This is a genomic window from Bacillus sp. AR13-1, from assembly GCF_008042285.1.
In the GTDB taxonomy this organism is placed as follows: domain Bacteria; phylum Bacillota; class Bacilli; order Bacillales; family Bacillaceae_G; genus Bacillus_A; species Bacillus_A mycoides.
The window spans coordinates 95,917-119,085 of the sequence record NZ_QNUA01000007.1 but is presented as its reverse complement, the minus strand read 5'-3'; the positions used below and the strand labels follow the sequence as shown (position 1 = coordinate 119,085).

Sequence of the window (23,169 nt, the reverse complement as noted above, 5' to 3'; positions counted from 1 at the left end):
AAATGATAATAGTAGGCGGCGACGAGAGTTGGTACTCGTTATCAAAACCACAGTATAAGAGCATATAGCTCCGTACTTGTTAAGGTTAGTTATGCGAATGACTGACGAAATAAGGTGGTACCGCGACTGTTTATACAGCCCCGCCCTTATCTTTTTTAAGATAAGGGCGGGGCTTTTTATATTTTAAAGGAGGAATATAAGATGAGTATTTTTATTGGAGGCGCTTGGCCGTATGCAAATGGTTCGTTACACCTTGGACACATTGCTAGTTTGTTACCAGGAGATATTTTAGCACGTTATTACAGGGCAAAAGGTGAGCATGTGTTGTATGTTTCAGGAAGTGATTGTAATGGAACACCGATTACAATTAGAGCAAAGCAAGACGGTGTGATGGTGAAAGAAATTGCTGATAAGTATCACGAAGAGTTTGAGCGATGTTTTCGTAGCCTTGGTTTTACTTATGATTGCTATACACGTACAGATAGCGAGCATCATCATGAAACTGTTCAAAAAGTCTTTTTGCGACTATTAGAAGAAGGTTATATTTATAAAAAAGTAGTTGAACAAGCTTATTGCGAAACGTGTACGCAATTTTTACCGGATCGATATGTAGAAGGTATTTGTCCGCATTGTCATGAAGCAGCAAGGGGCGATCAATGCGATGCTTGTTCCGCTATTTTAGATCCACTCGATTTGTTAGAAAAGAAATGTAAGTTATGTGGTAGTACGCCATCAGTACAGGAAACAGAGCATTTCTATTTTGCATTGCATAAATTTCAGCAGCAAATTAAAGAGGCCGTAGAAATTGCAAAGCAGAAAGGAACATGGCGCGACAATGCAATTCAATTAACAGAGAGATATTTAAAGGAAGGATTACAAGATAGGGCAGTGTCACGTGATTTACCAATTGGGGTACCAATTCCAGTGGCAGGATATGAAGATAAGAAAATTTACGTATGGATTGAAGCAGTGACAGGATATTATTCGGCGAGTAAACACTGGGCTGAAGAAACAGGGAAAGATGATCAAGAGTTTTGGGATAAAGAAGCGAAAACATATTATGTACATGGTAAGGATAATATTCCGTTTCATTCAATCATTTGGCCAGCGGTATTACTTGGAATAGGAGAAGAAGCGATCCCGCGTCATATCGTTTCGAATGAGTATTTAACAGTAGAAAAAAGAAAATTATCGACAAGTAAAAACTGGGCAGTATGGGTGCCTGATATATTGGAACGCTATAATCCAGATTCTATTCGTTACTTTTTAACAGTTAACGCACCAGAAAATCGTGATACTGATTTTTCATGGCGTGAATTCATTTACAGTCATAATAGTGAATTGTTAGGTGCATACGGGAACTTTGTGAACCGGACATTAAAGTTTATTGAAAAATATTATGGTGGTACTGTACCGAAGGGAAGTATTGATGTAGAGCTGAAAGATAAAGTAGAAGGATTATATAAAAGTGTAGGAGAGGCGATTGAACAAACTAAATTTAAGGTGGCACTAGAAACAATATTTGATGCAGTACGCTTTGCAAATAAATACTTTGATGAAAAGCAGCCTTGGAAACAAAGAGAAGACGACCCAGTTTCATGTGAGGAAACAATTTATAATTGTGTTTACCTAATAGCAAACTTTGCACAACTGCTTGAACCATTTTTACCGTTTTCAAGTGAAAGAGTTAGAAATACATTATCGAGTGTTAAAGTAAATTGGGAACCTCAAAATACGTTGCCAAACCGAATTGATAATGTGCAGCCATTATTTGAGCGAATCGATGTAAAACAAATTGAACATGAGGTAGAGAAGTTATATGGAGCGGTAAAGTGAAATATAAGGAAAAGACCTTTCAAATAAATGAAAGGTCGTTTGTTATGCTGTATAACCCTCTTTCTTATCTTTCAAAAAGAAAAGCACAGCAAGGATTACGAGAATAATAGCCGCAATATCATATGTTATTTTAAAGGTAGTAATAAAGTTTAACATATCGTAACTTTATTCACATTTATATACAAGTTGATGTTGTCATGCACTATGAACACGATTATGTTTTTTTTCTTTCCTAGCAATAAGTAGTTGTGGTGTGAAAATACCGAGTAATATAACCACAATACCAATCCACTGCATTGGCGATACAACTTCATGAACAAGTGTAATAGAAGCGATAATTGCTGTTGGTAATTCAGCTGCACCTAATATTGTACCAAGTCCAGTTCCGACTTTTGGTACCCCAATTGAAAAACAAATGACAGGTATAATAACCCCGAACAGTCCAAGGAAGAAAGCATATTTCCATAGGCCTGCTTGTAAAGCGCCGTCCGTTAAAAAGGTAGGCGGGAAAAATAAGCATACAATAAGAGTAGCACTCGTTGTCATAAGAAAGCTTTTCGTATAAGGCGGAACATCTGTAGCAACGCGCCCGCTTACAAATACATAGAATGAGAAAGAGACGGCAGCTAATAGTCCGAAAATAATACCTTTCGTAGAAAAGTTTTGTCCAAGACCTTCAAATACTCCACCAGCAAACAATGTACCAGTAAATAAAATAATAATAGATATAACTTTCTCACGGCTTGGGAATGTCCGGTTGGCAATCGCTTCGATGACTACACCAATCCAAGTGAACTGAAAGAGTAAAACGACAGCGATAGAGGCTGGCAATTCTTCTACGGAAATAGCATAGAAAATACCTGTCATACTCATTGTTGTGCCGACTGTTAGTAACGAAAAGAATTGTTTTTTTGATACTTTATGACGTGAAAAGAACAGAACGAGTAAAAGTAGTCCAATCCATCCGAAGACATATTGCCCTCCTAGTAGTTGGTGTGCGGAAAATCCGTCGATGAATCCGAGTTTAAAAATAGTTGAAAGTACGCCGTAGCTACAAGCGCCGAATAAAACTAGTAATGAATACTTAAACTTCTCCATAAAAATCCTCCTTTTAAATAATAAAAAACGCCCGCTATCCAAATAAGGATAACGGGCGAACGAAACAGAGTAAGATACTCTACAAAATTCCGCCATTCATACGAAGTATGAATTTGGGGTATGAAATTAGAGTAGGTTTTACATTGCTTTTGGGAATACAATGGAGCATTTTACACCTTGAGGTGTGTTTTGTATTCCATAAGGAAACTGATGTTTATCTAATATTTGTTTTACAATATATAACCCAAGACCACTACCTTGTACTAAGCCATGTTTGTCAGGATTTGCGCGATAGAATGGTTCAAATAAATGGGCAAGTTTATCTTCATCAATTTGAGAACCTGTATTTAATACTTCTAATGCGTAACCGTTTGGCTTTTCATAAAGTTTTATATATACATGCTGATGGTCAATTGTATAATGAATTGCATTTGAAATAATGTTAAAAATAGCAGTTTGCATAAATTTAGGATCAGCTAAAATTTGTACATCTTGTTTAATGTTAGATTGAACATTTAATTGTTTTACAGATACAAAATAATCTACTTTCTTTATAACGTCCTCAATAATATTAGTTAATGAGATAACTTTTAAATTTGGTTTAAATTGAGGGTTTTGTATTTTGGATAATTCTGACACTTTTTCCGTTAATATGTTAATATCTTGCATCATCTCATATGAACGTTTTAAATATTTATCTCTATCTTTATAAGCGCCAATTCCGTGAATCATGCCATCGAGTTGTCCCATAACGGCTGCGATTGGTGTTTTTAATTCATGGGATATCATAGACATAAATTCTTTACGAGATTGTTCTAACTGTTGTTCCTTCTTGAGTTCATTTCTTAAATCTTGATTGCTTTCATGTAAATTTTTCACAATAGTAGGTACTTGTGAGGCAGCTACTTGCAAATTAAAATCTGTTTGATCTATATTTTTGTTAAGTAGCTTTTTATCTGAGAAATCAAGATTCATAATATCTTTTAAAGCATCGCTCATATATCGGAAAGGTTTGGCGATTATTTTTGCGTAGATTAAAGATCCAAGCAGAGATAATGCAAGCATTGTCGCCCCAATATGTGGAGCTAACTGCTGCAACACATCTGTTAACTTTGGATTATCATGTGTATCATTTGCTTTACTTGCTGCATTTTGTGTATGTAAGGCATCATTGTTAGTAACTTGCTTTTCCGCTTCTGTAAGTGAAGACGTTGTGTTACTTTTCCCCGGAATATTTTGTGCATGTTCTTTTGCTTTTGCAGTTTGGCTAGGCTGCAAAAGATGATTGATGGCTGTAGAGAGTGTTTTCATGTCTATTTGAGAAGATTGAAAATTAGAGATGCTACTCTCTGACACAGCTTTATTTTGCTTTGTTTTACTTTGGTCGTTTTGTTTGTCTGATTCCGCTTGTTCCGCAGTTTGCGTTCCAGAAGCTTTCAAACGATCTTTATCGTAATTTGAGGCTAGAAAATAAATAATTTGATAAAGACAAAGTGATAATAGAATACAAAATAATAAGGTTTTGATGAATATATTTTTGGTGATGTTGTCTTTGCTACGATTCGATTTTGTAGCCAATGCCTTTCACCGTTTTAATATAAGGAATTTCTAATTTTTTTCGTAAGTTTTTAATATGTGTATCTATAACCCTCACATCACCATAATGTTCATAGCCCCATACCTTATTCAACAAATCACTTCTTGATAGTACTTTTCCCCGATTTTGCAGTAAAGTATATATAATTTCAAATTCTTTTGTAGTCAATTCAATTTGATTACCATGAACATAAGCGGCATATGCTGTAGAATTTAACATCAATTCATGGAATTGTAGTATAGTTGCAGCTTCTGCTTCCTTTGTTGCTGCCCTTCTTAATACAGCTTCTACACGTTTTATAAATACGGTGTAATGGAACGGTTTTGTAATATAGTCATCAATACCTAACTCAAATCCTTTAATTTCACTTTCTTCATTATGTAAGCCTGTTAACATAATGATTGGTACATCAGATTGTCCTCGCATAATTTTACAAATACTATAGCCATCTATATCTGGTAACATTACATCGAGGAGGACAAGATCGTATGAATTTTTTTGGAAAAGAAGAATGCCTTCTGTTCCAGCACCAACTACATCAACAGTAAAGTTTTGTGCCATTAGAAATTCACGAATAAGTTCTTGTATATCTGGGTTGTCTTCAATCACCAGTATATGCGTCATAGTAACACCTCCTAAATAACGCTTTTTACTGCAATATTCGAATTCGTCATTTTTCGGATGACTCAGATTGTTTATACATATAATAAGCCCCCGCTATAAAATAGTAATGAAAGTAGCAAGGGGGATTGTTTAGTGTCACTGAATAGTTCAGAATTACAGTAGTTCTATTATAGTATGTATTGTAAAATTTATAAAACATTATAACTGTATAATTTTAATATCCATGTTTATCAATGTTACGATGAAGTTGAATGCAATCTATTTTTATTATATATGTAAATACAGTTACTTTGCTACTGTAAATGAATAAATAAAATAAGCCAAGACATAAAATTCTTGGCTACACATAAATCTTGTTCTTAGGCTAATTTACAGTGACAGTAGCTTGCTGCTGAACGCGCTCAAATAACCAGTGAATATCATTGTTAAACATACGAATACAACCAAGTGTTGTTGCTTTCCCGATTGCTTGATTATTGTTAGTTCCATGAATCGCATACGTTGTTCCGTAAGTTCCTGCCATATTTAATCCGAGCCAGCGGTCCCCAAGTGGATTACGTGGATCGCCGCCTTTAATTTTTCCTGTATAGTAAGGACGGTTTTTAATTTTATTTACGATTTGAAAAGTACCCTTAGGTGTTGGTGTTGCTGCTTTTCCAGTAGCGACGGTGAAACTTTTTATGAATTTTCCATCTTGATAATAATCCATTGTATTTATTTTTGTGTTTACGATAAGCTGATCTTTCGTCGTAGCTGCTTCTGCAGTAGTGAATGGAAGAGTTAAAAATCCTAATGATAATAGCGCACTTAATAATAGTTTTTTCATTATATTCTCCTTTTACTTATTGTAGTAGTCTTACATACAATGAATTTGTAAACCTCGTAATGCTTGATTGACATTTTCATCTAATGTTTCAAAGAAGGTAGTAATCTTTGGATTACATTTGTTGCTTTTATCAATAAGTAATCTTTCATTTAATAAAAGCTCACCATGTAGTCCAAAACTTTGAACTCGAATATTTAGTTCATCTTCAGTTTCAGAAATAATCGGTAAGAAATAGTGAAAAGCTTTCGTTGGAATGATGTAGCTTTTGCCAATCATGCTTTCTTGATTTGAATTAACCCATTTTCTCGTGACGATCTTAATGTTCTTTTTTGAAACGATAAAAGACAGCGTTGTAGATTTTGTTAAACTTACGTCAAATTCATTTGTTTCACATATTTGTAAATTAAAAACGGTTTCATTTTGATGAGATTCAGCATTCGTATTAATAAAATCGTGCATTTTATAAGCTTCCATTTCTTATTCACCCTTTTTTCAATTTCGAAAAGCGACTTATATTTATTCAGTTTAATGTTTAGTCATATATTAGCTAAATTTTTCAACAAATTCCGATATAATCTTACAATACGTATATGAAGCTAATATGAAGTTCATATGAGTTTGTGGTGGTTTTTTATAGAGAACAAAATCCGGTGGTTTTTGAGTGTTAAAAACCGGATAAAAATGTATATTAATGGTTTTTTTTACGATATATAGTTGTTAGCTCGTTTTTAAATGATAGTAGATATATGTAAATAAAGAACAGAAAACCTTAGCATGAGCCTTACAAAAATGTAATAAAAATGTAAGCTATTGTGATAGTTATTTCGACAATTTTTTTATACAATAATAGTAACAAGTTGTACGTGAATGAAAGGGGAGATGACATGGAATGGGTTCATGAATTATTTCAGCAATACGGGTATTATGTAGTACTTGTAGGCTTGCTGTTAGAATATATTGCACTTCCGTTTCCGGGAGAGCCAACATTAGCATATGCGGGATTTTTAGCACAGAAGGGTGATTTAAGTTTACCTATTTTAATTATCCTATCCTTTATTGGGACAAGTGTAGGAATGACAATCCAATACTTTTTAGGAAATAAGCTTGGTATGCCTTTTGTTCAAAAATACGGGAAGTACGTATTTTTAACACACAAAAAAATTGATTTAACGAGAATGTGGTTCGATAAGTATGGATATTTTCTAATCTTTATCGGTTTCTTCATTCCTGGAGTACGTCATTTTACAGGATACTTTGCAGGTATCATTAACTTACCGTTTCGCCGTTTCGCGATTACAATTTATTCAGGTGCTTTATTCTGGGTATCATTCTTTTTAATCGGTGGCTACTGGTTAGGTGGTAACTTACATGATATTTTCGGATTATTGGAAGATCATATCGGCAAAATCATTTTCGGAGCCATTGTCATTGTAGCAATTACGTTAAGCGTTCGTTTCCGCAAGCAACTAAAACGAGTATTTTTACAAAACGCAAGTTAATATGGAATCCATTCTATGTCAGATTTTAGGGAGGCAGTGCAAAAGCACTGCCTTTTTTATTGTATTTTCCAGTTTGCTTTTATTTTTCCATCGATACCGTAACCGGTGGCTGGTATATAATACGTTCCCGTTCTATTAGGTGAAAGTTCATACGTATCGTCACTTAGTTCGGAAAGGGGTTCATATTTATTAAATTCACTAGAAAAGCCAGTGCTATAACCTTGGTAGGTGCTATTTTCAGTAATAAGGAAGTTTACGTTGACCTCAATTATGTAGTTCTTGAAGATTATTATATACGTTATGTTTAGTATAATATATATTCGTTTTTGACATGTATCTACGTCAAAATGACAATTATAATTGACAAAGATAAGGATATTATTTACAATTTTAATTAAATAAATGAAAAAGAGGGAAGACATGAAGCTTCAAAATCGAGTGAGGGAATTTCGAGCAAAGCATCGTTTATCACAAGGGGATTTAGGGAAAGCGATTGGCTCATCACGGCAAACCATTAGTTTAATTGAGCGTGGAGATTATGCACCATCTATTGTGTTATCGCTAAAAATCGCACAAATTTTTGGAGCGCCGGTGGAGGAGATATTTATGTTGGTGGAGGGGGAAGATGGAGATGAAGAGTAGGAGTAAGGGAAATGGGAAAATGACGGGTATATTGAAGTTGTTAGTAGGAGCAATTTTTGGTGGGTTTATAGGGTATGTAGTAGGGGATATTGCAACAGAGGGTACTAGCAAAATACCTCCTGTTATTAGCATTGCTATGATGAGTGTATTTGGCGTAGCGATTATATATTATATTTGGAAGCGTACAAGAGCGCTCGCACAAACGAAAGATGATGAAGAAAATGTTAAGGGACGAAGATTAGGGATAGCACTTATTTATTTTCGAGTAATGGAAATTATTATTCCATCATGGTTTGTTTGCTCAGTTATCGCTTTTTATAGAACGTATACAAGTGAGGGGAACTTGCTCTTTGTTAGTGTAAGTATTGTGGTATCTACAGTGTGCTTTATTGCTATAACTTGGTTAGGATCTGTAATGAGGAAAAGGTATAACGCTCTATATCCAGAACAGAGTGTTACGTATTCTCAGTCAATGGAAATGTGGGCAAAGAATGCAGATGAAGGGCAAAAGCAAATTGTTCATGAAGCGGGATATAAGGCATATCAATATACAAATATGACACTTGCTTGTGCGTGGTTGGCGGCGATTACGTATGCAATTTTAGATGGAAAAGACTTCTTCATGGTCATTATGATTTCGTTCGTTTGGGTATTACATGTTGGAACATATATGTACGAAATGCATAAAAAAATGATTTATTAAGGGGAGAAAAACGGTGGACGTTTTAAGAAGACCTGCTTTTTCAATGTTCGTTGCCTTCGTTTGCTCCACTTTATATGGGCTTATTCGAATAGAAAAAGTACAGCAAATTATAGAAATATGGGCCTTTTTCGGGATTGCATTGCTTGTGTTAGCTATTCATGAATTAGGGCATGTAATATTCGGTTTGATGGGCGGTTTGAAATTTAAGTTTATGACAGTAGGACCCATTACTATTCAAAAAGAAAAGGGAAAATTACGCATTCGAGAAAATAAATTATGGGCATACTTTGGAGGCGTTGCAACACTAGTACCACCTTCTATAGAGACACCGAATCTTTCGGGAAAATGGGCATGGCTCACTTTAGGTGGACCGATTACAAGTTTACTATTCGGTATTACTTCAGGTTACATATACATGGTAAGTTATTATCAATATCTTTTATATTTTTCCTTTTTCCATTTTGCAATCTTTGCGGTTACAATTGTGCCGATAAAAGGAACGCTTCTGAGTGATGGCATGCAATTTCTCATTTTAATTAAAGATGATGAAAAAGCTAAGCAGCATTTATATACGATTCAAATATCGAGTGAGTTATTTAGTTATAAAAGACCGAAAGATTGGGATGAGAGATTAGTAGAACTTAGTGAGGAAAAATTAAAAGAGGACAAAAGTATAAGAGAGATAATGAGCGGACTTATGCTCGTCTTTTATGCCCGAGCTGATCAAAAGGGAATGGAAAGAGCGATACCGTATATAGAACAAATTGTTCAGCTATCTGTAACGAAGGAAAATAAATTTTTCGTTGGTAGTTTTCATAGTTGGTATCTTTTATATAAAGCTCTTTATCAGATGGATAGCCTTTCTCTGCAAGAAGCAAAGGAACATGCAAAGGCTATTACCAAAATGGATTTAAACGGATATTACCGTACACAAGGAATTATTAAATATTTAGAGGACGATATGGAAGCTTCCCGCATTTATATGAAGAAAGCTGATAAAGAATTGGAGAGTGCTGAGAGGAGTGGAATGGGATATTTACAAGTAGAGAGAGAATGGTTTGAGCAGCTACAGGCGAGGGTATCTTACGATGGGTGAGGTATCCTCTTTTTTATATGTCATCTTATTCGATTTCATAAAAAACGAAGTACAGGTAGAATAAAAGAGATAGGAGGAGATACATATGGAAATTTTATCGATTATTTTGATAGTCTTGCTCATTTATGCTGTTTTTAAAGTGGCGTATGTAGCATTAAAGATACTCGCGATCCTATTAATTATCTTTTTAATCGTTGAGTTCGGCAGTAAGTTACTTGGGGGATAGGCATGTTGTGCGTTTTGAGTGTCGAACCGTCGATATAATGAAAAAATCGCTGATATAAGTGGAGAAACGATCGATATATTTTAAAAATCGTTGATATATTTAATTGAATACTAAGTGGGGTATATGGGAAAGAAGTTACCGTGGAGGTAACTTCTTTTTATTTTGGTGATGGGGTATGAACAGGAAAGAACAGTAAACAAAAAAGCTGGAAGAATATCTTCCAGCTTACGAGTTACTTTCAATTTGACGACCATTTTCTTCTTCAGTGTCCTGTAATAGATTGAATACATCTGCTAGGCAGAATGCGATAAACCAAGTCCATAGACCGTGGAAGAAAGCTGAGCTTAATTGAAGTGGTAATGTATAGTTTGTCATTGAGTAGGAAATACATCCACCAACGATTCCGATCATTGTTAATAACATTGTTTTTTGAGCATTTTCTTCTGGATTGAAGAGGAAGAAAATGTATCCGCCTAAAATTGAAGCGCTTACAAGGGTTTCGATTCCATTAAAAATGATATTCTCTCCAAGCTCTGTGTTTGTCCAGAAACAGATCACGCCGCCGACGATCGCAAATAGGACAGCTAGTGTGTATCGTATATATTGATTCATATGTTCATCTCCTTATGTAATAAGATGATTTGGAAGTCAAAAAGGTAGGTATAGTATATTGAAGTGAATTTTAGTTGTACGTATCTTTTATAAAAAGATCAGTGAAGAATAACTAAGATGATCGGTTTTTTTAAACCGTTACGTGTATGGTGTCTGAAATATACCCGACTGCTCGTTTCTTTTTGCTTATAAAAATAAGAGAAACTTCCAAGTCTATATACTCTTTTTTGTAAGTCTAGTTTTATTATAACATATTTAGTGATACAATAATAGAATTATCTGATTTTGTAATAAGTGTAAAAAATAAAAAACGCAAGGAATTGTAGTTCCTTGCGCCTTTTTATATACGTTTGAAACGGCCGACAATTTCAACTGTTTCAGTAATGTTCATAAATGCTTTATTATCCACTTGGCGGATAATACGTTTCATTTCGCCCAACTCGTAGCGAGTTACGACAGTGTAAATCATTTTTTTCTTATGGTTTGTATAGCCGCCGACAGCATCTACCATTGTTACGCCACGTATGCCGTGATGTAATAGTGAGCTTTTTATTTCCTCACCTTTTTCTGTAATTGTCATTATCGTTAATTTAATATGTTTTGTATGCACGGCATCAATTACTTTGCTGACTACAAACCGACTAATTAACGTATAAAGCGTAATATCCCATCCGAAAATAAATCCTGCTGCAACAAGTAAGATTAAGTTGAATCCAAAGATGATTGCTCCAATTGAAACATCGCGATGTTTCGCTACAATCAATCCAACAACATCAAAACCACCTGTTGAAGAAGCAAATCGGAATATGATTCCTGAGGCAGCACCGCAGATGACACCACCGAATACAGAAGACAGCAAAATATCATCTGAAACTTGGTGTACTGGGATAATGTTCATCGCTAAAGATGATACAGCCACAAAGTATGCCGTTAAAAAGGTTGTCTTCTTTCCTAAGTAAAAGTGACTTAAAATAAGAAGCGGAATGTTTAGTAAAAAGATAAGTGCTCCGATATTGTAGTGCATTAAATAACCGATAATCATCCCTACACCAGCGAATCCACCGCTAATCATATTATGCGGGATAAAAAACATATTCATAGAAATTGCATACAAAATAGAAGCTATAAAAATAACAACTAACTGTATGATGAATTCTAAATGAAATGTTTTAGCTGCTGGGAAGGATAAAAAGGCGGTGTCGGGAACGTAATCGGCGTCTCCTAGTTGACCCATAGTATGTTTCATCTCCATATTCATTTTTGATTACAAGAAGAGAATAAAGCTTTTTTCAAAAACTGGCAATAGTTTTATTATAATGCAAAAATTTTATAAATTTCTAACAAATTAAACCTATTCAAAGATACGTGTGAATATACTAAAGAAAGCGGATACATTAGTTTTCTAGCATAATTTTTTGAGAAAATATGCAAAAAAAATTTTTGAGAACAAAAGGAAATAGAGAATGTTTGCTGAATATGCTAAAATGACTTTATTAAGGATGTGAAGCGATGGAATTTTTATTGCAGGATGCAATTCTATATATATCGTTTGTAACGACAGCGCTTTGTGTATTAGAAGTCTTTTTTCTTGCTAACGTTTCTCGCTTTGTGCGTCAGCAAGCATCGAGCGGTAGACAGAGAGCTTTTAAACTAGTAGATACGTGTGAAGAGGGTACAAGAAATGTACCGCTATTTTCTATTTTTTATAAATATGGAATGATTCGTTCTGTCCGCAGACAAGAATCGAGTGGAGAGAGTGACGAGGTAGGTCCGTATACACCAATGTTTCGCTAATTAATTACGAAACATTGGAGGAATGAACATGTTAAAATCATACCGAGCTAGGCTCATTAGTTTATCATTATTACTTGTTTTTGTTTTATCTGGCTGCAGTAATGCAGGCACAATTGATTCACATAGTACGGGAATTTGGAACCATTATTTCGTATATCCAATCTCATTTATGATTCAATTTGTTGCTCATCATATACCTGGAGCTAGCTTCGGGATTGCCATTATTATCATGACGCTCGTTATTCGTTCAGCAATGATTCCATTAGCTGTTTCGCAATATCGTAGCCAAGCGAAAATGAAAAAAATGCAACCTGAATTACAGAAGCTGAAACAGAAATACGGTGATGTGGGTAAAGATCTTGAAAAACAAAAGCAGTATCAAAAAGAAATGTCAGAACTAATGAAATCAGGCGGTTGGAATCCGTTAGCTGGGTGCTGGCCAATCTTTATACAAATGCCGATTTTCTCTGCTTTGTATTATGCGATTAGCCGAACTGAAGAGATTCGTACATCTTCATTTTTATGGGTGAACCTAGGACATGCAGATCCATATCATATATTACCGATTATCGCAGCGTTAACAACATTTATTCAAATGAAGGTGTTCCAATCAAATGTAACGCCTGGAGAACAAGTTCAAATGCTGAAAATACAGCAAATTATGATGCCTGCAATGATTCTATTTATGGGATTTGCGGCGCCATCAGGACTGGTGCTGTATTGGATTACAGGTAACTTATTTACAATGACACAAACAATTGTATTAAGAAAAGTAATGGAACGTGAAGAATTACAATTACAAAAAGCTTAGAAAAACGCCGCTCGTGATGAGCGGTGTTTTTTATTTAAATCGTTAAGGAAATTTTAAGAAACCAACATTACTATTGGCATTGTATACGAAAGTGTACATGCTTTAGAACTATGAAGGAGGAAATTTCCTATGAAGAAGAAAACAGTTGGGTATGTAGCAATTGCAGGTGCTTTATCATTTGGAATTATAGGAGGAGCTTGCATACCAGCGTTTGCGGCAACGAATACTCCAGCGGCCGAGCAAGTTACAAAAGGAACTGCGAAGAAGAATTTAGATGAGGCTACAAAACAAAAAGTAAAAACGATTATGGACGATACAAAGAAACAGTTAGAGGAACTAGGTGTGAAACTTCCAGAGAAGGAGAAACGCAAAGACATGCTTGCGGACTTAGATGAGGCGACAAAAGAAAAAGCGAAGTCGATTCTAGAGCAAGAAAAATCCGGGAAATTAACTCGCGAACAAGCAAATGAGGAATTAACAAAGCTAGGCGTGAAATTCCCAGAGAAAGGTAAGCACAAAGATATATTCGCGAATTTAGATGAGGCGACAAAAGAAAAAGCGAAGTCCATTTTTGAGCAAGAAAAGTCCGGAGCATTAACGCATGAGCAAGTGAAAGAGAAATTGAAAGAATTAGGCGTAACGCTTCCAGAGAAAGGGAAGCACGGTGACATGTTCGCGGATTTAGATGAGGCGACAAAAGAAAAAGCGGAAGCAATTTTGAAGCAAGAAAAGTCTGGAACACTAACTCGTGAGCAAGCAAAAGCGAAGTTGAAAGAACTAGGTGTGAAATTCCCAGAGAAAGGGAAGCACGGTGATATGTTCGCGAATCTAGATGAGGCGACAAAAGAAAAAGCGAAGTCTATTTTTGAGCAAGAAAAGTCCGGGAAATTAACTCGCGAGCAAGCGAAAGAAGAATTGACAAAACTAGGTGTGAATCTTCCAGAGAAAGGGAAGCATGAAGACATCTTTGCAAACTTAGATGAGACGACAAAAGAAAAAGCGAAAGCGATTCTAGAAAAGGAAAAGAAACAATTAGCAGATTTAAATGTGGATCTTCCAAATCATAAATTTTTTATGAAAAAAGATGATAAATAATTGAACTATGTAGTATCTTTCGTGTGGGCAACCGAAAGGTACATACGACAAATGCGAGGACCGATTTCTGTAAGCAGAAATCGGTCCCTTTTAATGATTCATTGAAATTCTTTTCATTGTTAGTATGTATCCAAAGATGCAGTAGAAGATTGCAAAACCGATAAACACTTCAGTATATTGGTATTTACCTAATACGTAGAAGGAAGCAGCTGGTATAATAGCTACCGCTAAAATGCTATAACCAGGATACTTATATCGATACATGATAGCGAATATAAAAGAAAGAACAGTAGCGATGATACAAAAAATAGCAATCATTATTAGTACACCTCCTACATGAATTATACCATTTTTAGGGAAATAGAGAAAAATGGTAACTTCTGTTATAATATAAGAAGAGAAATGTTTCTTATGTTATATAAAAAATATATTGATTTTTTCTAACAATTCAATATAATGAACAATAACTACAAAATTCGACATCAAGAAGTGATGATGAGGATATGATCAGTTTTTTACGATTATCAGAGAGGGAGGCCTTTGGCTGTGAGCTTCCTAATACGGGAAAATCGATTACCACCTCTGAACTGCAGCAGTGAACGGATATCTAGTAATTGCATGCCGGCAAAAACCGTTATTTAGACTTGAGAAATTGGTGAAGTGTATCACTTTACTAATTGAAACAAGGGTGGAACCACGAATACAACACTCGTCCCTTTTTTAGGGAGGAGTGTTTTTTTATTTCATTTTTGCATCACACTAGAATTGGAAGGAGGATACGCAGCATGCATCATGATGAGAAAAACAAAATTGGTTTAACAGTAGCACTTTCTATCGTAGTAGGAACTATTATTGGGTCTGGTGTGTTTATGAAACCAGGGAGCGTATTAGATTACTCAGGGAGTTCTAATATGGCTATTCTTGCTTGGGTAATTGGTGGTCTGTTGACGTTAGCAAGTGGTTTAACAGTAGCCGAAATTGGAGCGCAAATTCCGAAAAATGGTGGGTTGTATACGTATTTAGAGGAGATTTACGGAAGTTTTTGGGGGTATTTATCTGGCTGGATGCAAACAATTGTTTATGGGCCAGCTATTATTGGAACGTTAGGTTTGTATTTTAGTTCTTTAATGATTAATTTTTTCTATTTAGATAAAGTCTGGAATTTACCAATCGCAATTGGAACAGTTGTGTTCCTAGGCGTTATAAATAGTTTGGGAACAAAATATGGGGGCATCGTTCAAACGGTTACGACAGTTGGGAAGATGATCCCAATTATATTAATTGTTGTGCTAGGGTTTTGGAAAGGGAATAGTGATATCTTCAACGTAGTTGTACCGATATCAGAAAATCAAAGTATCGGGATGGCAATTTTAGCAACTTTATTTGCCTATGATGGCTGGATTTTACTCGCTTCTATTGGCGGAGAAATGAAGAACCCAACAAAGTTATTACCGAAGGCAATGACAGTTGGGATTTTAATTGTAACAGCTGCTTACGTGTTAATTAACTTAGCGTTATTAAATGTATTACCAGCAGCGAAAATTGTAGACCTTGGAGAAAATGCAACAGCGACAGCTGCGGGCATGCTACTTGGAGAATATGGCGGGAAAATCATTAGTATCGGTATTATCGTTTCTATTTTCGGTTGTTTAAATGGAAAGATTTTAACGTTCCCACGTATTCCGATGTCGATGGCAGAGCGTGGACACCTTCCGTTTTCTAAGTTTATCGCAAAGGAAAGTCCAAGATTTAAAACACCAGCAAATGCGATTACTGTTGAAATCATTTTAGGAATTATTTTAATGATTATTAGTGATCCGAATAAGCTATCTGAGATTTCCGTATTCATTATTTATATTTTCTATGTAATGACGTTTATTGGTGTCTTCATTTTAAGAAAACGTAACAAGAATAAAGAGCGTGCATACAGTGTACCGTTATTCCCGATTGTACCAATCATTGCGATTTTAGGATCATTGTTTGTACTTGGAAGTGCGATTATTAATGATCCGGTAAGTTGTTTCTTATCAATTGGAATTGTCTTTACTGGACTACCGGTATATTGGTATTTAAATAAGAAGAACAAAACTAGTGTTTAATAATTAGAAGGCAGGCGTATGATACGCCTGTTTTTTTATTGTAAAAAAATTGTACTTGTTTTCAATTTCTTTTTTGGTTACTATAGTCGTAGTAACCAAAAAAGAAAGCGTGGGGAAAGACTTGAATTTTCGTGTGTATATTTTAGCTATCGCGGCTTTTGTAGTCGGAACGGTTGAGCTAATTATAGGAGGAACGCTCGATCTAGTTGCCAATGATTTAGGAGTATCTATTAGTGCAGCTGGTCAGCTTATAACAATATTTTCAGTAGTATTTGCTTTATCAGGTCCGGTTTTATTAGCGGTAACTGGAAAATTTGAAAGAAAAAGATTATACATTGGGGCATTATCAATTTTCTTAATCGGAAATATTATTTCAGCATTTAGTGTGAATTACGGGATGTTAATGTTTTCAAGGGTTGTTTGTGCAGCGAGTGGTTCGCTTATTATTGCACTATCAGTAACACTTGCTTCTAGCGTTGTAGAACCGCATTTTCGTGCGCGTGCAATTGGAATCATTTTCATGGGTATTAGTGGATCACTCGTACTTGGAGTACCGCTAGGTCTTGTGCTCGGAAATGCATATGGATGGCGTGCACCATTTGTATTAATTTCAATATTAACGGTTATGGCGATTGCTTGTATTTCATTATTCTTAACGAAAGTACCAGCGACATCGGTATTATCAATAAGAGAACAAATTGCTACGTTAAAGGATAAAAAAATTGTAAGCGCACAGTTAACATCATTTTTATTTTTAACAGGTCATTTAACGCTATACGCATATTTAACGCCGTTTCTAAAAGATGTGATGCATGTTGAAGCAAATTGGATTAGTGTGTTTTACTTCATTTTCGGAATTGCAGCGGTACTTGGAGGTGGCCTTGGCGGCTGGCTTGCTGATAAATGGGGATCGAAGAAAAGTATTATTTCCATCATTATCGTATTTGCATGTGCAATCTTTATGTTGCCGATGATGACATTCTCATTCCCGCTTTTCATTATTATGATGGGGCTTTGGAGTATGTTGAGCTGGGCAATTTCGCCAGCACAGCAAAACTATTTAATTGAAATTGCGCCAGAATCAGCTGGTATTCAGCAAGGTTTAAATAACTCTGCACTTCATTTAGGAATTGCACTTGGCTCAACAGTGGGCGGAGTTGTTATTGAGAAATCATCTGTTATATATAACGCTTGGGTAGGCGGCGTTTTCATTATATTGGCACTACTTTGTGCGATTTTCTCTATTACGAGAGGACGTTCGAATCAGCTTACGAAAGAAGAATCTATCATTTGATAGGTTCTTTTTTGTGTGAAAAATTGCAGGGGTTAGTAGAGAAATGGAGAAGGGAGTATATAGCGAGGTGATAGTATATGGAGTCTAATTTTTCAATTATTGGTTTTCTAATTTCTTTAGTCCCATTATTTCTTATTATTTTTGTATTTAGATGGATTCGTTTCATCTATCAAAATTCTGAGAAACAAGTAGAGCAAAATGAGAAGATTATTGAGCTTTTGATGGAGATAAAGGAGCAAAAAAAATCGTGAAATGAACGTTCTGTATTTACAAATCAAAACCATCCGAAAAACCAACTACATAAAATTGAATTAGCGAAAGCGTAAAAAAGAGCTGTACCAAATGAGTATGTAAAACTCCGTTTGATACAGCTTTTTTTGTATGGAAAATTATATTATCTATTCAAATGGTAGAATCGATTTTTGGATTTGTTAATATCTCAACTTCATCAACAATTCCTTAATTTCCTCATCCTGCATAAAGAGATCATGGTGCTTCTCTGTAATCTTCGCAAGTGCAACGTCATGATAGAAGAACTCCGTAAAGAACTTCACGAAAGGTTGTGACATTGTTTTCATCGCTTGCCATGATTCTTGCTCTACACCAGCAAATAAAATTTCACTATCGTCAACGATGAGTAGTAAATAACGCTCTAATGCGTTAGGTTCTTGAGCTGGGATTAAAAAATGCATGTTTTCTAAGTCAGTTTCCACTTTTCCAACTATGAGGGACTCGACTTGGACGCCTTGTTTTTCTTTTTGTTCTAGTAAAGGAAGATATTCTAAAAGGGTATCGTTCCATGCGGAGATGCGTATGGATTCTTTCGCATCTTCTATAAGTTGCCTACTTTGTACTTTAATAGAAGACTGCATTTTTAAACTCCAAACGCGGTCATCTGTAAATGATTTTTTAGAAATATTATTTTCAAGTTCTTTAATATTAGATTGGAATTCTGTCGTTAACTTTTCAATTGCTAGCTTGAGTGGTAATGCTGTATACAATTTTTTCTTTTCAGAAACAGAATCCATTACCATCCCTTTATCAATGAGTCGTGCTAACACTTCGTATATTTTTGCTTTTGGAACACCTGAATGTTTAACGATAGTTGTTGCATCTAATGGGTCATTGCTTGATACGACAACTTCATAAGCTTGGCTTTCATATTGTGAGAAACCGAATTTTTGTAGCATAGTTCCCTCCGAACGAATGAGATTATATGTTAAGGATAATGAACTATTTGTTTTTACACAAGTGTTGAGATAACAAGTAGGTTGATTGAAATGAGAATAAATTTCAATTTTTTAAACTATATGGATTGAGCTTTCCGTTTTATCTATTATACTTAATATAATGATTAATGCGATTGAATTTTACCGAGAAGGGGATGCTTGAGGGAATATGTTGAGAAGTTTACGTTTAAAAATTGCAGTAGTATTTTCGGTACTTATTTCTATGATGTTTGTAATATTAGGTACAGCTGTGTATCAATTGCAAAAAGAGAAAGAAACGCACTCATTAGACCAGTATTCTGAAAATACGATGGATCTTGTGACAGAGCAGTTAACTGCATTTATGCAGCGAATTGAAGAAGATATGGGTCATTATGGATCTCATGATGATATTCAAAACATGCTACAAGATGGGGTTACTCCAGAAGAAGAGAGTTTTATTTTAAAGGAATTTTCAAGGTTTAAAAAGAATCATCCTGATATTTTAGATGTCTACATTGGGACGAAAGATAAAAAAACGTTGAGTGCAAATCTTGCAGATGGTGGGACAGTTCCAGAAGGATATGATCCGACGAGTCGCCCTTGGTATAAAGCGTCAGAAGCAGCTACAGAATCGACTATTTGGGGAGAACCACAATATGAAATCGCGACGGGTAAGTTAAGTATTGGAGTTTCAAAAGCCATTGTCGGACAAGATGGTTCTGTGTTAGGTGTTGTAGCAATGGATGTATCACTAGGAACGATTCAAAAGCTACTCCATAATATTCAATATAATAATGGCGGAGAAATGTTTGTTATAAATGATAAAAATATTGCCATTGTGTACCCGGAGAAAGTAGGAAAAGATGTTTCGAAAGAACCACTTGTTAAAAGTTTAAATAAAGATGAAACGAAATTTGCGGCGGCGACATTAGGTGGAAAAGATGTAGTAGCCTATAGTCAATTGTTTGATAAGATGAAATGGAAAATCGGGATTGTATATCCGAAAGAGTCCATTGATAACTTACTAATAGAAACAAGAAATACAGTTATTATAATGGCATGTATAAGTTTATTGATTGGAATATTAGCTTCATATGTATTCTCAAGAAGATTAGCAAGACCATTACAACTATTAACAAATCACGTTCAAAAAGTAGCAGAAGGTGACTTAACGTTGCAAATGAAAGTGACAAGTAAGGATGAAGTTGGAGAACTGACAAATCATTTTAATCATATGGTTGAGCAAATGAATGAAATGGTAAGTAAAATTAAAAATAGTGTATGGACAGTACAGAAATCGACTCACAATCTGCATTATTTAACGAATGAAACTGTAGCAGCTAGTAGAGAAGTTTCAGGTGCAATGGATGATGTGAGCGGAGGCGCGTCTACTCTTGCTAATAGTGTAGATGAAGTTTCAGAACAGCTCGAGAATATGGCGCAGTCAGTGGAGCAAATGAATAACTCCGTTGGTGAAATAAAAGGAGTGGCTGGCAAAGCTGAAGAGGCATCTAAGCAAGGATTAAATACGATGCGTAATTTAGTTCGTACAAGAGAACAATCATCTTCTATCGTTGTTCATACGGAAGAAGCGTCCGGTAAGTTAGAGCAAAGGGTTGGATCGATTCAAAATGTGGTAGAACTTATAAAAGGTCTTTCGGATCAAACGAATTTACTGGCTTTAAACGCTTCAATTGAAGCAGCACGTGCAGGTGAGCAAGGTAAGGGCTTTGCTGTTGTTGCGGAAGAGGTTCGGAAATTAGCTGAACAATCAAAAGAGGCAACGGGTGAGATTACAATAATGATTAGCGATGTGCAGTTAGAAGTAAAACGAGTTGTAGAAGTTGTAAGTAAATTGAAAGACATTGCGGATATACAAAATAAAGTTACGACAGAGGCGGAGACAGAATTCCGCACAATTATGTCAGTTGTAAATACTATTAGTGCCTCAGTTGAAAAAATTGTAGAAGAGGTAAATAACATAGGTCACGAGCAAGAAGAAATTACAGAAGTTATGCAAACAATTGCTAGCACGAGTCAAGAGAGTGCGGCTGTTTCTGAAGAGGTAAATGCAGCAACTGAGTCACAAGTGAATCATTTAGAAAAAGTAGCTCATACGATGGAAAGTTTGACAGAGAATATGCAGGACTTAGAAAAATTGATTGAGCAGTTTAAAGTAGAAGAGTAACGTATTAGTAAAATGATGAGAATTTCGGTAAAATAGACAATGGATATATAAGAAGCAGTAATAGGAGGAAGATTATTATGGCAATTGTTGATGTATCGATTATTCCAGTAGGAACAGGTAATCCAAGTGTTAGTGAATATGTAGCAGAAGTACAAAAGGTACTAGAGAAAAATGCTGATCGCGTGAAGTATCAATTAACACCGATGAATACAGTAATTGAAGGAGATCTTCCTGTCATTTTAGAAGTCATTCAACAAATGCATGAAGTTCCATACACGAAAGGTGCACAGCGCGTTGCGACAACAATTCGTATCGATGATCGCCGTGATAAAGTAAGTACGATGGAGAAGAAATTAAACTCTGTTCGATCAAAATTATAAGAAAAAGCAGCGATCTTCGCTGCTTTTTTCATATAGGAGGAAAATAAGATGAGTGAAAAGTTTAATGAGCAGTTTGATGGCTTGCTAGAGAAATACACGGAACTATTACTTGGAGAGAGCAACGAAGAGCGAAAAGAGCAGGTACAGAAATGGGCACTTTATTCTTATATGGCTAAGACGATGCCAGCTTTAGTGAAACATTGGAATGAGACGTATCCAGATGCAAAAGAAGAGATGGTACAGTTAATTACGAATATTAAAAAGCTGAATGATGAGAAGCGAAATGAGAAGTAAGAAGGCTTGAGATAATGTTACCTCAAGTTTTTGTTATTAATATCCTTATATAATTTACATGAAATATAAATGGTTTTGTGAGCATGTCGAATATTTTCGGCATGCTCATTTTTTCCCTAGTAAACCCGTTTTTTCTGAATGTCGAAAAATGTTTTCTTCATATTTACAAACGAGAATATAGAGTTTTAAATGTTTTGATAGTATTTTATAAATTATCTAAATAATTATTTGTATCAAATAATTTTAAACAATGATATAATTTTGAAGAGGGGTAAAAAACAGATAAATTATAGTCGTAGGGGTGAATTACATGGAACAATTAATGCGAAATTCGTTTCTTTTCTTATCTAAAAATAAAGCGCTAACAAAACTGGCTAAAAAGTACGGTTTACGCTTTGGTGCAGGTCGCTTCGTCGCAGGGGAAACGATTGAATTAGCGACAGCTGCAATTAAAGCATTAAATAAGCAAGGTCTTTGTGTAACAATCGATTATTTAGGTGAATTCGTTGATAACGAAGCGGAAGCAAATGAAATGGCTAGCGAATCGATTGAAGCGATTCGTGCAATTGGAAGAGAAGGTCTTAATTCGCAGCTTTCTTTAAAGATGACTTCTATGGGATTAGATATTTCTGACGAAATCGTAATGAACAATATGCGCCGTATTTTAGAAGCTGCAAAAGAAAATGGTGTGTTTATTACAATTGATATGGAAGACTATACGCGCTGCGGAAAAACAATTGATATCTTTAAACAGTTAAAATCTGAGTACGATAATATTGGTACAGTTATTCAAGCTTACTTATATCGTACAGAAAAAGATATGGAAGATTTAAACGCTTATAATCCTAATTTACGTCTTGTAAAAGGGGCCTATAAAGAACCTGAAGAAGTAGCGTTCCCGGAAAAGAAAGATGTAGATGACAATTATAAAAAAATTATTAAAATGCACTTATTAAATGGAAATTACACTGCAATTGCTTCACATGACGAAGCGATTATTGAATATACGAAAAAACTTGCGGAAGAACACAACATTCCAAGGGATCAATTTGAATTCCAAATGTTATTTGGTATTCGTACAGAGCGTCAACTTGAGCTAGTAAAAGAAGGTTACAAAATGCGCGTTTACGTGCCTTATGGAAACGACTGGTATGGCTATTTCATGCGCCGTCTAGCAGAACGTCCAGCAAACGTTGCGTTCGTATTAAAAGGTATGATCAAAAAATAACCAAGGAGAAAATACT

Annotated in this window: 25 protein-coding genes and 2 other annotated features (1 of these 27 only partly in view); of the genes, 16 read left to right on the top strand and 9 right to left on the bottom strand. The window is 35.3% G+C overall.

The genetic code is table 11. From position 1 onward, the window contains the following. Positions 1-151: a binding site (T-box leader), on the top strand; it begins 120 nt to the left of the window's first position. Positions 152-201: 50 nt separating this feature from the next. Next, complete coding sequence (metG, locus tag DN408_RS05040; RefSeq protein WP_002015978.1) at positions 202-1,836, top strand: methionine--tRNA ligase; 1,635 nt, start codon at positions 202-204, stop codon at positions 1,834-1,836. 195 nt (positions 1,837-2,031) lie between these two features. Here metG and DN408_RS05035 read toward each other — a convergent pair whose 3' ends face one another. The 5 genes from DN408_RS05035 to DN408_RS05015 all read right to left on the bottom strand — a co-directional run bounded on the left by DN408_RS05035 (position 2,032) and on the right by DN408_RS05015 (position 6,455). Further along, positions 2,032-2,934 carry an EamA family transporter gene (locus tag DN408_RS05035; protein WP_098632648.1) on the bottom strand — a complete coding sequence of 301 codons (903 nt, stop codon included), beginning with the start codon at positions 2,932-2,934 and terminating at the stop codon, positions 2,032-2,034. Between the two features lie 138 nt (positions 2,935-3,072). Next, positions 3,073-4,512, bottom strand: a complete 1,440-nt coding sequence (locus DN408_RS05030) for a sensor histidine kinase (protein WP_078177973.1) — start codon at positions 4,510-4,512, stop codon at positions 3,073-3,075. Continuing rightward, positions 4,490-5,155, bottom strand: coding sequence for a response regulator transcription factor (locus DN408_RS05025; RefSeq protein WP_000148832.1), 666 nt, complete (start codon positions 5,153-5,155; stop codon positions 4,490-4,492). The genes DN408_RS05030 and DN408_RS05025 overlap by 23 nt, the downstream gene beginning before the upstream one ends. Before the next feature lie 364 nt (positions 5,156-5,519). Further along, on the bottom strand, positions 5,520-5,981 hold the full coding sequence (locus tag DN408_RS05020; protein WP_147739975.1) for a L,D-transpeptidase: 462 nt from the start codon (positions 5,979-5,981) through the stop codon (positions 5,520-5,522). 30 nt (positions 5,982-6,011) lie between these two features. After that, positions 6,012-6,455, bottom strand: a complete 444-nt coding sequence (locus DN408_RS05015) for a DUF3978 family protein (protein ID WP_147739974.1) — start codon at positions 6,453-6,455, stop codon at positions 6,012-6,014. A 410-nt stretch (positions 6,456-6,865) separates the two neighbouring features. On the opposite strand from DN408_RS05015, the gene DN408_RS05010 reads away from it, so the two are divergent. From DN408_RS05010 to DN408_RS04985, 5 genes are all read left to right on the top strand, one after another. Then, complete coding sequence (locus DN408_RS05010) at positions 6,866-7,480, top strand: DedA family protein (RefSeq protein WP_078177971.1); 615 nt, start codon at positions 6,866-6,868, stop codon at positions 7,478-7,480. A gap of 402 nt (positions 7,481-7,882) precedes the next feature. Beyond that, positions 7,883-8,122, top strand: a complete 240-nt coding sequence (locus DN408_RS05000; protein ID WP_179957883.1) for a helix-turn-helix transcriptional regulator — start codon at positions 7,883-7,885, stop codon at positions 8,120-8,122. Next, positions 8,112-8,825, top strand: a complete 714-nt coding sequence (locus DN408_RS04995) for a DUF3169 family protein (RefSeq protein ID WP_147739972.1) — start codon at positions 8,112-8,114, stop codon at positions 8,823-8,825. The genes DN408_RS05000 and DN408_RS04995 overlap by 11 nt, the downstream gene beginning before the upstream one ends. A gap of 13 nt (positions 8,826-8,838) precedes the next feature. Continuing rightward, complete coding sequence (locus tag DN408_RS04990; RefSeq protein ID WP_098632651.1) at positions 8,839-9,921, top strand: site-2 protease family protein; 1,083 nt, start codon at positions 8,839-8,841, stop codon at positions 9,919-9,921. 85 nt (positions 9,922-10,006) lie between these two features. Continuing rightward, positions 10,007-10,147: a DUF3985 family protein gene (locus DN408_RS04985; RefSeq protein WP_000404757.1), complete on the top strand. Its 141-nt coding sequence runs from the start codon at positions 10,007-10,009 to the stop codon at positions 10,145-10,147. Positions 10,148-10,372: 225 nt separating this feature from the next. Here DN408_RS04985 and DN408_RS04980 read toward each other — a convergent pair whose 3' ends face one another. Together DN408_RS04980 and DN408_RS04975 are read right to left on the bottom strand one after the other, a co-directional pair. Next, on the bottom strand, positions 10,373-10,759 hold the full coding sequence (locus DN408_RS04980) for a DUF3938 domain-containing protein (RefSeq protein ID WP_002034640.1): 387 nt from the start codon (positions 10,757-10,759) through the stop codon (positions 10,373-10,375). Positions 10,760-11,099: 340 nt separating this feature from the next. Further along, positions 11,100-11,993, bottom strand: coding sequence for a YitT family protein (locus DN408_RS04975; protein WP_000530031.1), 894 nt, complete (start codon positions 11,991-11,993; stop codon positions 11,100-11,102). A 275-nt stretch (positions 11,994-12,268) separates the two neighbouring features. Here DN408_RS04975 and DN408_RS04970 point away from each other — a divergent pair, with 275 nt between their 5' ends. The 3 genes from DN408_RS04970 (at position 12,269) to DN408_RS04960 (ending at position 14,459) form a co-directional block, all read left to right on the top strand. Next, positions 12,269-12,553 (top strand): hypothetical protein, encoded by a 285-nt coding sequence (locus tag DN408_RS04970; protein WP_002015967.1) that lies wholly within the window; start codon positions 12,269-12,271, stop codon positions 12,551-12,553. Positions 12,554-12,581: 28 nt separating this feature from the next. Continuing rightward, a complete protein-coding gene (gene yidC, locus DN408_RS04965; RefSeq protein WP_002015966.1) occupies positions 12,582-13,364 on the top strand; it encodes a membrane protein insertase YidC in 783 nt (260 codons plus the stop codon). A 129-nt stretch (positions 13,365-13,493) separates the two neighbouring features. Continuing rightward, a complete protein-coding gene (locus DN408_RS04960) occupies positions 13,494-14,459 on the top strand; it encodes a hypothetical protein (RefSeq protein ID WP_050001058.1) in 966 nt (321 codons plus the stop codon). 90 nt (positions 14,460-14,549) lie between these two features. Here DN408_RS04960 and DN408_RS04955 read toward each other — a convergent pair whose 3' ends face one another. Continuing rightward, positions 14,550-14,777 carry a hypothetical protein gene (locus tag DN408_RS04955; protein WP_002015964.1) on the bottom strand — a complete coding sequence of 76 codons (228 nt, stop codon included), beginning with the start codon at positions 14,775-14,777 and terminating at the stop codon, positions 14,550-14,552. Positions 14,778-14,942: 165 nt separating this feature from the next. Then, positions 14,943-15,179: a binding site (T-box leader), on the top strand. Positions 15,180-15,244: 65 nt separating this feature from the next. On the opposite strand from DN408_RS04955, the gene DN408_RS04950 reads away from it, so the two are divergent. From DN408_RS04950 to DN408_RS31305, 3 genes are all read left to right on the top strand, one after another. Further along, on the top strand, positions 15,245-16,558 hold the full coding sequence (locus tag DN408_RS04950) for an APC family permease (RefSeq protein ID WP_050001059.1): 1,314 nt from the start codon (positions 15,245-15,247) through the stop codon (positions 16,556-16,558). Between the two features lie 49 nt (positions 16,559-16,607). Continuing rightward, the gene (locus DN408_RS04945) at positions 16,608-17,852 is read left to right on the top strand and encodes an MFS transporter (protein ID WP_129146790.1); all 1,245 of its coding nucleotides are present in this window, start codon (positions 16,608-16,610) and stop codon (positions 17,850-17,852) included. Positions 17,853-17,929: 77 nt separating this feature from the next. Next, a complete protein-coding gene (locus DN408_RS31305; protein WP_002034605.1) occupies positions 17,930-18,103 on the top strand; it encodes a hypothetical protein in 174 nt (57 codons plus the stop codon). A gap of 180 nt (positions 18,104-18,283) precedes the next feature. Here DN408_RS31305 and DN408_RS04935 read toward each other — a convergent pair whose 3' ends face one another. After that, positions 18,284-19,042 carry a TrmB family transcriptional regulator gene (locus DN408_RS04935; RefSeq protein ID WP_002034606.1) on the bottom strand — a complete coding sequence of 253 codons (759 nt, stop codon included), beginning with the start codon at positions 19,040-19,042 and terminating at the stop codon, positions 18,284-18,286. 208 nt (positions 19,043-19,250) lie between these two features. Between DN408_RS04935 and DN408_RS32605 the strand changes: the two genes are divergently transcribed. From DN408_RS32605 to DN408_RS04915, 4 genes are all read left to right on the top strand, one after another. After that, positions 19,251-21,251: a methyl-accepting chemotaxis protein gene (locus DN408_RS32605; protein ID WP_147739971.1), complete on the top strand. Its 2,001-nt coding sequence runs from the start codon at positions 19,251-19,253 to the stop codon at positions 21,249-21,251. 77 nt (positions 21,252-21,328) lie between these two features. After that, positions 21,329-21,631 carry an MTH1187 family thiamine-binding protein gene (locus DN408_RS04925; protein ID WP_001018862.1) on the top strand — a complete coding sequence of 101 codons (303 nt, stop codon included), beginning with the start codon at positions 21,329-21,331 and terminating at the stop codon, positions 21,629-21,631. 48 nt (positions 21,632-21,679) lie between these two features. Beyond that, entirely contained in the window at positions 21,680-21,925 is a 246-nt protein-coding gene (locus DN408_RS04920; protein ID WP_001290599.1) for a YusU family protein, read from the top strand. A gap of 310 nt (positions 21,926-22,235) precedes the next feature. Further along, positions 22,236-23,153, top strand: a complete 918-nt coding sequence (locus DN408_RS04915) for a proline dehydrogenase family protein (protein ID WP_002089421.1) — start codon at positions 22,236-22,238, stop codon at positions 23,151-23,153. The last annotated feature ends 16 nt before the right edge of the window (positions 23,154-23,169 follow it).